We start from the raw sequence: 13,590 nt of genomic DNA, 5'->3' as shown, positions 1-13,590 counted from the left end.
CGCTTATTAATAGCTTGTTTTATGCTTTTAAAATAAATAATAACGCTTTATACATCTAAATAATAGACTTCTTTTTATAATTCTATTTAAATTCTTTAAAATCAGTATAATAATAACATCTCACTTATATAAGTACTCTAAAATTACTAAGCCTATAAGCATGATAATTAAAAAGAACTAATTATACTTCTATATCTGTAACATAGCTGTTGTAATAGCTATGATTCAGGATAGTTATTACAATTGTAACTAAAAACAAGTAGTTAACAATTGTAAATACACGAATTGTGTGTTTACTTTTGTAAAAAAAAAGAAAGCACCCTGTTTACAGAGTGCTTTTTGTAGTTGAGAATGTGGTATTCTACTTATTTTTTATTCTCTATCCATTTTCTGGCATTCACAAAAGCTTCTAACCAAGGAGAAACTTCATCTTGTCTGTCTTGTGGATAGTTTGCCCAGTTCCATTGGAAAGTAGAACGTTCAATATGTGGCATAGTAACTAAATGACGACCCGTTTTATCACATAGCATCGCTGTGTTATAATCTGAACCGTTTGGATTGTTAGGATAGCCTTCATATCCATACTTAGCCACAATGTTATACTTGTCTTCAGTTTGCGGTAAATGGAACTTTCCTTCTCCATGAGAAATCCAAACTCCTAGTTCAGTTCCAGCTAAACTAGATAACATTACTGAATTATTCTCTTGAACTTTTACAGATGTAAATGAGCTTTCGTGTTTCTTAGAATCGTTGTGAAGCATTTTACCATGCTCATTATGTTCAGGATTAATAAGTTCTAATTCCATAAACAACTGACACCCGTTACATATACCAACTGAAAGCGTATCTTCTCTTTTAAAGAAATTTTTCAAAGCAGTATTTGCTTTTTCATTATATAAAAATGCACCAGCCCATCCTTTAGCAGATCCTAATACATCGGAATTTGAAAATCCACCTACAGCCCCAATAAATTGAATATCTTCTAGCGTTTCACGACCAGAAATTAAATCTGTCATGTGAACATCCTTTACATCAAAACCAGCTAAATACATAGCATTTGCCATTTCGCGTTCAGAGTTTGAACCTTTTTCACGAATAATAGCAGCTTTAGGTCTGTTAGTTACAGTTCCCACAGTATCAGCAAGCTTCCCTGTAAAATACGTAGGAAATGTATAGTTTAATGGTTGGTTTTTATAATTATCAAAACGATCTTTAGCCAAACCGTTAGCTGTTTGCTTTTGATCTAACAAATATGACGTTTTATACCAAGTGTCTCTTAACTCAGCAATTGATAGAGCAAAAACATCAGAACCATTTTTAATATTTAATCGATCAGATTCAGTAACCGAACCAATTTTAAAGAACTCAATGTTATTATCAGCTAAAGTTTGTTCGACAGAAGCATCTGTTGCTTGGAAAACAATTCCTGAGTTTTCTGCAAATAACAATTTGATACTATCAGCTTCATTTAAAGGAGATAAATCTAAGTTGGCACCTACATTTACATCTGCAAAACACAATTCTAATAAGGTAGTAATCAATCCTCCAGACGCCACATCGTGACCTGCAACGATTTTTCCTTCTTTAATTAAATTCTGTAAAATAGTAAAAGCAGATTTAAAGAACTTATTATTGGTAATCGTAGGAGCAGAGTTTCCTAATTTATTTAGGATTTGTGCAAAAGAACTTCCTCCTAATTTAAAATCATCTTGCGATAAGTTGATGTAATAGATGTTTCCTTTATTTGGTTGTAAAACAGGTTCTACTACTTTGGTAATATCGTTACAGTTAGCTGCGGCAGAAATAACCACAGTTCCAGGAGAAATTACTTCTTCATTCGGATATTTTTGTTTCATCGATAAAGAATCCTTTCCTGTTGGAACATTGATTCCTAAATCGATAGAAAAATCTGAAACCGCTTTTACTGCTTTGTATAAACGAGCATCTTCTCCTTCATTTTTACAAGGCCACATCCAGTTAGCTGATAATGAAACCGATTGCAAACCATCTTTTAAAGGAGCCCATACAATATTTGTTAAGGCTTCAGCGATTGAGTTTTTACTTCCAGCTTCCGGATCAATCAATCCAGAAATAGGAGAGTGTCCAATTGTAGTGGCAATTCCTTCTTTACCTTTATAATCTAATGCCATTACCCCAACATTGTTTAGGGGGATTTGTAATGAACCAACACATTGTTGTTTTGCTACTTTTCCACCAACACAACGGTCCACTTTATTAGTCAACCAATCTTTACAGGCAACCGCTTCTAATTGCAAAACTTGCTCTAAATAATGAGTAAAGTTTTCTTTAGAATACTCCACATTAGCATAATTACGTTCTACTGTTTTATCAGTCATAACTGTTTTAGGAGAACTACCGAACATATCTTCTAAAGCTAAATCCATTGGTTTGTTTCCGTTGGTTTTAGATTCAAAAGTAAAACGGTGATCTCCAGTAACATCACCTACCGTGTACATTGGTGAACGTTCGCGTTCAGCTATTTTATGAAGGGTATCGATATGCTTTTCAGCAATTACCAATCCCATACGCTCTTGTGACTCATTCCCTATAATTTCTTTATCAGATAGGGTAGGGTCACCCACTGGTAATTTATCTAAGTCGATTTTTCCACCAGTATCTTCTACTAATTCAGATAAACAGTTTAAGTGCCCACCAGCTCCATGATCGTGAATAGAAACGATAAAGTTTTCATCACTTTCTACCATACCACGAACCGCATTGGCAGCACGTTTTTGCATTTCTGGGTTTGAACGTTGAATTGCATTTAACTCAATTCCCGTTGAAAATTCTCCAGTATCAGCAGAAGAAACAGCAGCCCCTCCCATCCCAATACGATAATTTTCACCACCAAGAATTACTATTTTATCTCCTTCTTGCGGAGTATCTTTTAATGCTTGCTCTTTTTTACCATATCCAATACCACCCGCTTGCATGATGACTTTATCAAAACCAAGTTTGCGAGCATCTTCCTCATGTTCAAAGGTTAATACAGAACCGCAAATTAAAGGTTGTCCGAATTTATTACCAAAATCAGAAGCTCCGTTAGATGCTTTGATTAAAATATCCATAGGAGTTTGGTATAACCATGTACGTTCATCCATTCCTTTTTCCCAAGGGCGATTCTCTTCTAAACGAGAATACGAAGTCATGTATACCGCAGTACCTGCTAATGGCAACGATCCTTTTCCACCAGCTAATCTATCGCGAATTTCACCTCCTGAGCCTGTTGCAGCACCATTAAAAGGCTCAACAGTAGTAGGGAAATTGTGAGTTTCTGCTTTTAAAGAAATAACAGATTCAAATTCTTTTGTTTCGTAAAAATCGGGTTTATCCGCACTTTTAGGAGCAAATTGTTCCACCTTTGGTCCTTGGATAAAAGCTACATTGTCTTTATAAGCAGATACAATATCGTTTGGATTTTGCTTAGAGGTTTCTTTAATTAACTTGAATAAAGAAGTAGGCATCTCTTCACCGTCAATAACAAAAGTTCCGTTGAAAATTTTATGACGACAGTGTTCTGAATTTACTTGAGAAAATCCAAATACTTCAGAATCGGTTAATTTTCTTCCTATTTTAGTAGCTACTTCTTCTAAATAAGTAATTTCTTCATTGCTTAAAGCTAGTCCTTCTTGCTCGTTGTAAGCAGCAATGTTGTCAATTTCTAAAATTGGCTCAGGCTGAATATTAATGGTAAAAGTCGCTTGGTTTAACCCGTCAAATTTTTGAGAAATCATCGGATCGAAATCAGAAAAATCATTAGCTACCGCTTCAAATTCTTCTATTCTAATTATTCCAGAAATTCCCATGTTTTGAGTAATTTCGACAGCATTGGTACTCCAAGGAGTAATCATTGCTGCTCTGGGTCCAACAAAAAAGGCGTCGATAGACGCCGCATTTATTTTCGGTTGGTTGCCAAATAACCAAGTTAATTTCGAAATTGTTTCAGATGTTAATTCTTCTGTTGTTTGAACAGCAAAAACCTTGCTGTTTACGTTTCCAAAGAAATGAATCATTATTAGTTGTGTTTGTGTGTGTTTTTGAAAGCTGTAAATTTAGTTCTTTTGGTTGAAATAGAAGCATAAAAAAAGCAGCAAAATTTTGCTGCTTTCATTTATTTCTGGTCAGGTATTCTGTTTCGTTCTATTTTCCCTTTTTTTACGGTTTTATAATTTTCGTAGCAGTTTAAAACAGCTTCTATTAATTGCAAGTCACTAGCTTTTTTTATAAAATATTCAGAGTAATTACAGTCAGATAATAGTTTGTTTAACTCAGCTCTATCCATTTCAAGATATTCCATCATAACTTCACGATCAAATTTACCAGCTAACATTTTACGTAAATCATCCTCTTTTTTAAGCTTTTTTAATTTTTTAAGCTGTTTCGGTTTGCTTCCAAAGAGGTTATATACCAAATCTACTGGATTCAACAGTTTAGCTATAGGTGAGGAAATTTTTTGAGGTCTTCCAACTTCATATGTTTGTGGTAATCCGTTGATATGTATCCTTGTAAAACGATCTTTAGGAACTTGCTTAATATCTACTTCCAAAACACCTATTAGTTTGGTTGATTTAATAACCACTTCTTTTACCTCTTCAGGCTTTTCTTCTAAAGATATAACCACTTCATTCCCTTTTAAAAGGTCGTTCGTAACTTTTAATTTAATAGAAGCATAACCTAGATAGGAAACCAATACTGTATCGTTTGCTTGAGCAACAAGATCAAAGAGCCCATTTTCATTAGTAATGGTACCTACAACGCTATTGAGATTTAAGATATGTGCTGCACTTAAAGGCTTTTTAGATTCTGAGTCTATTATTTGCCCTTTTAGTTTGTCTTGCGCCTGAATAGACAATATACTAAATACTATTGCTACTAGAAATAATAATTGTTTTTGCATAGGGCGAAAATAAGAATAATAGGCTTTATACTCGTTAATAATTTGTGAAATTAACTATTCTTTACTTTCGGGGGTTTTTGTTTGTGTAAAAAGTAAAATATAGGCGGTAAAACAGTGTAATAATTTAAAAAAATAAATAAAAAAGTAGGGAAAACACATTTTTAGATGTTTAATTACTCCTCGAGGTCTTAATTAGTACAATGTTAAATTTTAAAAATAAATAAATGAAAAATCTAAAAATACTTGGATTAACCCTTTTTTCAATTATTTCATGTCAAAAAGAAGATTTATTACACAATACTGAAATAAATTCTAGCACAGAACAAATAGCACAATTTATAACATCAGATATTCCTGATGGTATTCATAATTTAAATATCAAAGAACTACACGATAGCAAGTCATCCAAAGCTGAAAGACTAGCGATGGAAGAAAACTGTGTTGATAAAGAAATATCGTTTACTCAAACAGATTCAGACTTCTTTATTCTAGATGCCAATAGTTCTTTATTATGGCCAGGTAATTTAGTAGCAGCAAGATCTATACAAGAAGGAGCTCCAGTGTCGATACCTATTTCAGGAGAAGACAGGAATCCTGTAGAGGTAAGAGTTAACGTGTTATCAGGAACATCTGCTTCTACTTCAAGAATTATTGAAGTGCCAACACCAGGAAAAGTACAAGACAATTTGAATTCTATTTTAAATGCATACTATAAAAGTGAAGCTAATTTTCCTGCTAGCTTTGATATTAGTATTCAACGAATTCATGATGAAAAACAATTTCAACTTTCTTTAAATGCTGGATACTCTGGACCTAGTGTAAAAGTATCTGGTAGTTTTGGGCTAGACTTTTCTAGTCAAAAAACAAGATATGCAGTTACTTTAAGGCAACGTTTTTTTACAGCTTCAGTGTCTCCTAAAGAAGGAATTATAGGAAAGAATGGGTGGTTTACCAACAATGTTTCTCCAGATAGATTACAACCCTATGTTACTGATTATTTAGAGGTAAGTGAAGAGCAACAAAATCCGTCTTCGTATATAGAGTCTGTAACTTATGGTAAACTATATACGTTAATTTATGAGTCGAGTAGTAGTGCTAAAGAAGTTGAAGCAGCATTGAATTTTGCTTATAAAGCAGTTGGAACAAAAGTGAATGCAGAAATAGAAGCAAGATATAAGTCTATTTTCAGTGAATCGACTGTTAAAGTAAAGCAATTAGGAGGAAATGCAACTTCAGGAATAGCATCATCTTTAGCTGCCATGGCTAATAATTTAGATAGAGTTGTTGAATTTCTAAAAGAAGGAGCAGAGGTATCAGTTAATAATCCTGGATATCCTATTTCATACAAAGTGAACTATACCTATGATAATAGACCATTCAAAGTAAGTTCAAATTTAGAGTATACTATCAAAGAATGTGATTTAGTATATTATGATAAAATAAGAGTAGATCCAACTAATGTGGCTTTATATGGAAGCGATCACGGAACTAGTGGAGGAGAGCTTTTTGGTAGGTTTTATGTAGAAAAGTATGATCAAGAATTAGGATCCTGGTATTTAGCTGGAAGGAAAATTTACTGGGGATACGGAATTGAAGGTCATGTAGGCTTAGATTATTATAAATTCAATCAAAAAAGAAGTGTAGCTGATGGTGAGGTTATTGATTTTATGGTAAAAGCAAAAGCGGGTGAACGCTTTAGAATAGTTTCTGTAGTGGGAGAATGTGATTCTGGGTGTTATGTTTATAGAGATGGAGTAAAAGCCTCTAATGAATATGAATACAACCTTAGTTTAAAAAAATGGGTAGATTATACAAAACACAATCCGTATGTAGATAATTATACAGTAGGAGATGGGCTTCATAATAAAACATGGAATGGTATAAAAACCATAGTCCAGGGAGATACTTGTTATTTAGATTATGATACTTACATACTAAACTAAGTAATTTGATATAAATTTACGATAAGGAGGCTTTTTAGTCTCCTTTTTTTATTTGAATAATCTACAGCGGTCAACTATCTCGGAGCAAGTTCATGAGGTATTTATAGGAAAAAAGCTCTTGATTTTCGAGGCAAGCTTTGGGGCATTACCCCCTTTGACGGTACCAATAAAAAAGCACCCTACAAAATGTAGGGTGCTTTTTTATTGTGCACGTAACAGGAGTCGAACCTGCACTTCCGTTGGAAACAAGCCCCTCAAGCCTGCGCGTCTACCAATTCCGCCATACGTGCATAAACTAAAAAAGTTAAGCATTTGCTTAACTTTTTGTGACCGGGCTGGGGCTCGAACCCAGGACCCTCTCCTTAAAAGGGAGATGCTCTACCAACTGAGCTACCCGGTCATTGCTTCTTTGTGAAAGCGGTTGCAAATATACAACTGTTCTTTAAATCAAAAAAGCTTTTTTGTAATAATTTTTACTCATATTTGTAACTACTTAATTACTAGTTTATGAAAATTGTATTATTGGGGTATATGGCGAGTGGGAAATCGACAATTGGACGAATTTTAGCCGAAAAAATGCAAACTCCATTTATTGATTTAGATGCATATATAGAAAAAAAGGAAAGAAAAACAGTTTCTGAAATTTTTGAACAGAAAGGAGAAATCTATTTTAGAAAGCAAGAACATGTATATTTAAAGGAGCTTTTAGATAAAGAAGGCGATTTCGTTTTATCATTAGGAGGGGGCACTCCATGCTATGCTGGAAATATGGAGGTGTTATTAAGTTTTAACAAGGCAAAGTCTGTGTATTTAAAAACAAGCATCCATACTATTGTAAATAGGTTAACAAATGAAAAAAGTCAACGTCCATTAGTAGCTCGTTTGAATAAAGAAGAACTAACAGAGTTTGTTGCTAAACATTTATTTGAACGAAGTTACTATTACAATCAAGCTCAGTATAAGATTACTATTGATGACAAAAATAAAGAGGAAGTAGTGGAAGACTTACTATCTTTATTAAGTTAAGTAAGCAATTGTTTCGTTGGTTTTAAACTCTACGACTACGTGTTCTTTGATAGAAGTTGATAGAGAAATACCTTTAAAATCAGCTTTTACAGGATACTTTTTATGGTTTCTGTTTACTAATACCGCTGTTTTAAATCTTTTTAAAGGAACTTCTAAGAAGTGCTTTACGCCATATATTAAAGTGGTTCCTGAATTTAAAACATCGTCGACCAAAACCAACGCTTTATGCTGATATTCTTCACTGTTAATAGAGGTAGTGATTGGATTTATAGGGTTTTTCTTATCGATTAAAACTTTACATAAAGTTACAGTTAAAGGAGATATTTCACTTAAAATAGTTGAAATTTTTTCAGCTAAAAAATATCCATTATCAGCAATACCAGCTATAATAATTTCTTTTTCGTTACTATTGCTTTCATAAATTTGAAAAGCGATTCGACGAATTTTTTGTTCAACTTGAGTATTGTTTAAAATGATATTATTTACGTCTGTCATTTTTAGCTAACTTTAACTTAATTTGAGATTACAAATTAACATCATTTTTATCAGAATCTTCATAATAATCGTCAATATCACGACGATCTTTTTTTGTAGGACGTCCTGTTCCTTTTTTACGATAATAATCTTTAGCGTATTTCAGTAAATCTGTTTTTTCAAATTCTTCTTTAGGGGTCAAATCTTTTCTATATAAATCTACCAACTTAGCCCCAACCCGGTTAGGAGGGACATCTAATATTTTTATTTTATAATTAATTTGATTTTTTCGAATAGTAATTTCTTCACCACCAAATATTTCTTTCGATGGCTTTAAATTCGTTCCATCTATTTTAACATGCCCTTTTTTACAAGCATCTGTGGCAATACTACGAGTTTTAAATAAGCGAATACACCACAAATATTTGTCAATTCTCATATAAAAAGTTAATTTTTATCGTTTCGTTTTTTACAAAGGTATAAAAATGGTAAATTGCGCGTTAAAATTTCAGAATTAAATGATAAAATTTAAACATCTAGTTTATACTGCCATCGCAGGTGCTCTTTTATATGCATGTGGAAGTGATAGCAATTCTTCAGTTGATAATTTTGACCATGAAGCTCAAGCACTTATTGACAATGACTCTTTGGTTATATTTTTAAAGAACAATTATTACGACGAGGCACTAGACTCAATTAAACCTATAATTAGTGGAAAAACATCGTTGTTCGACGATGACAAATTGGTAACTAAAGAAGTAACTGAAAACGATATTAATTATAAATTGTATTATTATGTAAACAGGGTTGGAACTCCAAATGTTGACAAAGGTTTTCCTACTGTGATGGATTCTGTTTATTCAAAATATAGAGGACAACGAATCGTTAGAAGAGATAGTTTAAGCCCTAATTTTGACAAAAATACAACTTGGTTTTCTTTAAATAGTGTAATTAGGGGGTGGACTTATAGTTTCATTCACTTTAAAGGAGGAAATAATGTTACCACTGATGGACCAATTACCTATGAAGATGGCGGGAAAGGAATTTTGTTTATTCCTTCTGGTTTAGCGTATGCTAATACAAGTAGAACTTCAATACCTCCTAATTCAATTCTATTATTTTATTTTGAATTATGGGACTTAGTTCCAGATACAGATGATGATCAAGATGGGGTTGCTTCAATTAATGAAGATCCTGATGGCGATGGAAATCCTAGAAATGATGATACTGATCAAGATGGCTTGCCTAATTATTTAGATACAGATGACGACGGCGATGGTGTTTTGTCGAAAAATGAAGATAAAAATGGAGACGGAAATCCGGCAAACGATTTTAGTGATCCAAACAAACCTACAGTGCCTGATTATTTGAATAGGGACATTTTTTAACGAGCTATTCGAAAAAAATAAATAATAAAAAAACCGAAGTCTAAAACTTCGGTTTTTTTATGTTTAAAACTTAAAAGGGTTTTAGAATCTATATGATAAACCTACAATAATTTGGTTTACACGCGTGTCAAAATTTACATTCCCTACATTAGAATCTACAAACTCTGCTTCTGTATCCGATAAGGCTCTTTCCCAACGTACATCTAAACCTAATTTACCAAGCTCAACACCAGCTCCTAACTGTAAACCAACAGAAAAACCATCCGAATTTACTTGTTTAAGATCTTCAATATCAAAATCAGAATCTAAAATGTACTGAAAAGAAGGTCCTGCAAAAACGTGTCCTACTTTTAAAAAGTTTAATCCTAATAAAACAGGGATGTCAATTTTTTGGATATCATAAGTAGTTGTTTTAGCAGAAAAACCTGTAGGTTCATACGAAACTTCGTTACTTAATTGTGTATATACCAATTCTGGTCTAATGTACAAACCAGTAGCAGGTAATTTTATACGTAACCATGCACCAGCATGAAAACCTGTTTTACTTTTTGCTCCATTAAAAACGTCGTCTTTTACGTCAGAAAAAGAATCTGAATTGTAATTGATACCACCTTTAATACCACCTTGTATTTGGCTTTGTGCTAATTGAGAACCTCCAATTAGAAGGCATAAGATAAAAATTGCTTTTTTCATTGTTATTAATTTACACTGTTATAAATTGGGTTAAATTTTACTTTTTACATAAAAAAATACATCACCTTAAACCTGAAAAGTGATGCATTTATTGTTTGAGGATCTATATTTTTATTTTCTAGAAATAACTTTTTCAACTGCTGTTACTATGGCTTCATCATTTAAACCATATTTTTTCATCAATTCATCAGGAGTCGCAGATTCTCCAAAGCTGTCATTTACAGCAACAAATTCTTGTGGAGTCGGTGTATGAGTCGCTAAGCAACGAGCCACACTTTCTCCTAATCCTCCATATTTGTTATGTTCTTCAGCTGTAACGATACATTTTGTTTTTGCTACAGATTTTAAAATCGCTTCTTCATCTAAAGGTTTAATTGTATGAATGTTTATAACTTCGGCAGAAACACCTTTTGCTTCTAACTGTTCAGCAGCCTGTAAAGCTTCCCATACTAAATGACCAGTAGCAACAATGGTAACATCGGTACCTTCAGTAAGTTGAATTGCTTTTCCTATTTTAAAAGGCTGATCGGTCATAAATACAGGTACTTTTGGGCGCCCAAAACGTAAATATACAGGTCCTTCATATTCTGCAATCGCTAAAGTTGCAGCTTTAGTTTGACTGTAATCACAAGTATTTATTACAGTCATACCAGGCAACATTTTCATTAGTCCAATATCTTCTAAAATTTGATGAGTAGCTCCATCTTCCCCTAAAGTTAATCCTGCGTGTGAAGCACAAATTTTTACATTTTTATCAGAATAAGCAACTGATTGACGAATTTGATCATAAACTCTACCAGTTGAAAAGTTAGCGAATGTACCTGTAAAAGGAATTTTTCCACCAATAGTTAACCCAGCAGCAATTCCTATCATATTGGCCTCAGCAATTCCTACTTGATAAAAACGCTCAGGATGGTTTTCAGCAAATTCATTCATTTTTAATGAACCCGTTAAATCTGCACATAGGGCTACAACATTAGGATTTTTTTGGCCTAATTCTGTTAAACCATCACCAAACCCAGATCGGGTATCTTTTTTTTCTGTGTAAGTATATTTTTTCATCAGTTTGTGTTGTGTAAATACGCGTCAAAAATAATCTTTTATATAGATGTAAAGCTACAATTTTGATAATTCTTTGTAAAGTTTATGAATAGGAAAGCCCATAACGTTAAAATAGCTTCCTTCAATTTTAGCAATTCCTATTTTACCTATCCATTCTTGAATACCATAAGCTCCTGCTTTATCAAATGGTTTGTACGTTGTTAGGTAGTAATCAATTTCATCGTCTAAAAGTTTTCTAAAATGAACAATCGTAATATCATTTACGGTTGTTTGAAATGATTTATTAGTAATGCATATCGAGGTGACAACTTCGTGTGTGGTATTGGAAAGTTTTTTAAGCATTTGAAATGCTTCATCATAATTTTTAGGTTTTCCTAAGGCCTCATTGTTTATCCATACAATAGTATCTGATGTTATTAATAACTCATTCTCTCGTAATTCTTCTTTGAATGGAGAAGCTTTTAAGTCAGCTAAAAAATCAGTTATTTCAGTATGATTTAATTCCTCAGGATAAATTTCCTCAACATCTTTTGTTTTAATTGTAAAAGGAATATCTAAGCTTTTTATAAGTTCTTGTCTTCTAGGAGAGTTTGAAGCGAGAATAATAGAGTATTTTGACAGTTTAGTAGATAACATATTTAATATAATAAGCTATGATAGGGATACTTAAAAGGGCTAAAAAGAAATTTACATAACTAAGGTTACGTAAACGCTGATAGTCCTTAGCTTCAGAAGCTAACATTAATCGATAGATAAAATGTAGTTCAGGAATGGTACCTAATAACATAATAGTTGAAAAGATAAATTTATTTTTAATAAAGGCAACAGCTATTGAAAAGACAAACAAACTACCTATAATAGACAGCATTAAAGCGATGTCTTTTGCTCTTTTTCTACCCAATAAAACGGGTAATGTATTTTGCTTGTTAAGGTTGTCTTGATTTACGTTAGTTATATCAATAATAATCTCCATTACAATATTACTTAGAAAAGAGATAATTACATATGCTATGGTAATTAGTTGAAGGTTGTAAAACAATTCCCATTGTTCAATAGATAAATTAAGGGGAAAATCAAACCACCAAAGAGTTAATAAAGCAAAAGGTTTTAGAAATGAGGTAACAATATTGCTAAAAAAAGTTTTTTGGGTATTATTTTTAGAATAGAGGTATACAATTATGGGACATACTATAAATATGAGTCCGTACCAAGCTTTGTTCACTTTTATAGATAAGCACAATCCAACAACAACGCCTACCAAGGTTAAATAAATAGCCAGTTTTTTTACTTTTTGTAAAGGAAGTTTTGTTTTCTTTTGAGAATTTCTAAAGAAAAAACTAGTCAAATAACCAGCAGCGAGTAAGAAAGCACTTGAAATGGATAGCAAACTTAGGTCAAGAAAGGAAAGAGTTGTTTTAAAACCATAACCGTGTAAAAAAGAAAATTTGAATAAGAATAGAATAAAAATAAAATATACAATTTTCTTCCACTGTATGATATTTAAAAAAGTATCATTCATTAATTATAAGCCTTTTTAACCCTGGCTAAATCTCGTTTATTATCACGGTCTTTAATGCTTTGTCTTTTATCATGAGTTTTCTTTCCTTTAGCCAAAGCAATATCTAATTTTGCCCAACCGTTTTCATTAATAAATAATCGTAACGGTACAATGGTACTACCTTTGGCTTCAACTTCTTTTTCAAGTTTTTTCAATTCCCGTTTGTTCAGCAATAAACGACGCTCACTTTTAGGTTTGTGATTATAATGATGACCAAAGGCGTATTCTTCGATGTACATATTTACAACAAAAAGTTCCCCTTTATCATTAAACTCACAAAAACTCTCGGTAATTCGAGCCTTACTTTGTCGTATCGATTTTATTTCAGTACCCGTAAGTTGAATTCCTGCTGTATATTTATCAAGTATCTCGTATTCAAAACGAGCTTTTTTGTTCTGTATGTTAATCTTTTTTTGCATAAATAAGTCACAAATATAACCATAATTTTAAGTTGTTAAATAAAATTATTAAGCTATGATTTAAGTCATGTTTTTAGGGAAGAGTGGGATGTAATTTTGCTTAAAATTT

The 13,590-nt window shown here is 32.5% G+C and carries 12 protein-coding genes and 2 tRNA genes; 3 read left to right on the top strand and 11 right to left on the bottom strand.

Annotated features, from left to right (window positions below):
* Positions 1–365: 365 nt before the first annotated feature.
* Both purL and ACN0WY_RS15295 read right to left on the bottom strand, forming a co-directional pair.
* Complete coding sequence (gene purL, locus ACN0WY_RS15300) at positions 366–4,034, bottom strand: phosphoribosylformylglycinamidine synthase (RefSeq protein ID WP_417800918.1); 3,669 nt, start codon at positions 4,032–4,034, stop codon at positions 366–368.
* A gap of 98 nt (positions 4,035–4,132) precedes the next feature.
* A complete protein-coding gene (locus tag ACN0WY_RS15295; RefSeq protein WP_330486694.1) occupies positions 4,133–4,918 on the bottom strand; it encodes a carboxypeptidase-like regulatory domain-containing protein in 786 nt (261 codons plus the stop codon).
* A 224-nt stretch (positions 4,919–5,142) separates the two neighbouring features.
* Between ACN0WY_RS15295 and ACN0WY_RS15290 the strand changes: the two genes are divergently transcribed.
* Positions 5,143–6,861: a thiol-activated cytolysin family protein gene (locus tag ACN0WY_RS15290; protein WP_417800917.1), complete on the top strand. Its 1,719-nt coding sequence runs from the start codon at positions 5,143–5,145 to the stop codon at positions 6,859–6,861.
* 207 nt (positions 6,862–7,068) lie between these two features.
* On the opposite strand, the gene ACN0WY_RS15285 is transcribed toward ACN0WY_RS15290, so the two are convergent.
* Positions 7,069–7,151: transfer RNA gene (locus tag ACN0WY_RS15285), tRNA-Leu, on the bottom strand.
* 37 nt (positions 7,152–7,188) lie between these two features.
* Positions 7,189–7,261: transfer RNA gene (locus tag ACN0WY_RS15280), tRNA-Lys, on the bottom strand.
* A gap of 107 nt (positions 7,262–7,368) precedes the next feature.
* Here ACN0WY_RS15280 and ACN0WY_RS15275 point away from each other — a divergent pair.
* The gene (locus ACN0WY_RS15275) at positions 7,369–7,887 is read left to right on the top strand and encodes a shikimate kinase (RefSeq protein ID WP_330486696.1); all 519 of its coding nucleotides are present in this window, start codon (positions 7,369–7,371) and stop codon (positions 7,885–7,887) included.
* Here the strand turns inward: ACN0WY_RS15275 and ACN0WY_RS15270 are convergent.
* Entirely contained in the window at positions 7,879–8,382 is a 504-nt protein-coding gene (locus ACN0WY_RS15270) for a phosphoribosyltransferase domain-containing protein (RefSeq protein WP_330486697.1), read from the bottom strand. The two genes, ACN0WY_RS15275 and ACN0WY_RS15270, sit on opposite strands and share 9 nt — an antisense overlap.
* 28 nt (positions 8,383–8,410) lie before the next feature.
* On the bottom strand, positions 8,411–8,800 hold the full coding sequence (locus ACN0WY_RS15265) for an RNA-binding S4 domain-containing protein (protein WP_417800916.1): 390 nt from the start codon (positions 8,798–8,800) through the stop codon (positions 8,411–8,413).
* A gap of 79 nt (positions 8,801–8,879) precedes the next feature.
* Between ACN0WY_RS15265 and ACN0WY_RS15260 the strand changes: the two genes are divergently transcribed.
* Positions 8,880–9,749: an FKBP-type peptidyl-prolyl cis-trans isomerase gene (locus tag ACN0WY_RS15260; protein ID WP_417800915.1), complete on the top strand. Its 870-nt coding sequence runs from the start codon at positions 8,880–8,882 to the stop codon at positions 9,747–9,749.
* A gap of 81 nt (positions 9,750–9,830) precedes the next feature.
* Here the strand turns inward: ACN0WY_RS15260 and ACN0WY_RS15255 are convergent, their stop codons facing one another.
* The 5 genes from ACN0WY_RS15255 to smpB form a co-directional block, all read right to left on the bottom strand.
* Positions 9,831–10,442: a porin family protein gene (locus ACN0WY_RS15255; protein ID WP_417800914.1), complete on the bottom strand. Its 612-nt coding sequence runs from the start codon at positions 10,440–10,442 to the stop codon at positions 9,831–9,833.
* Between the two features lie 111 nt (positions 10,443–10,553).
* On the bottom strand, positions 10,554–11,504 hold the full coding sequence (locus ACN0WY_RS15250; RefSeq protein WP_330486701.1) for a transketolase family protein: 951 nt from the start codon (positions 11,502–11,504) through the stop codon (positions 10,554–10,556).
* Positions 11,505–11,558: 54 nt separating this feature from the next.
* Positions 11,559–12,140, bottom strand: coding sequence for a Maf-like protein (locus tag ACN0WY_RS15245; protein ID WP_417800913.1), 582 nt, complete (start codon positions 12,138–12,140; stop codon positions 11,559–11,561).
* Entirely contained in the window at positions 12,127–13,023 is an 897-nt protein-coding gene (locus tag ACN0WY_RS15240; RefSeq protein ID WP_417800912.1) for a hypothetical protein, read from the bottom strand. The genes ACN0WY_RS15245 and ACN0WY_RS15240 overlap by 14 nt, the downstream gene beginning before the upstream one ends.
* On the bottom strand, positions 13,023–13,481 hold the full coding sequence (gene smpB, locus ACN0WY_RS15235; RefSeq protein WP_330486704.1) for an SsrA-binding protein SmpB: 459 nt from the start codon (positions 13,479–13,481) through the stop codon (positions 13,023–13,025). Before smpB ends, ACN0WY_RS15240 begins: the two co-directional genes overlap by 1 nt.
* Between the last annotated feature and the right edge of the window lie 109 nt (positions 13,482–13,590).

It is taken from the genome of Tenacibaculum sp. (assembly GCF_048269885.1).
Lineage (GTDB): Bacteria > Bacteroidota > Bacteroidia > Flavobacteriales > Flavobacteriaceae > Polaribacter.
The sequence above is the reverse complement of the archived record's forward strand: the minus strand, read 5'-3'. Positions and strand labels throughout refer to the sequence as shown.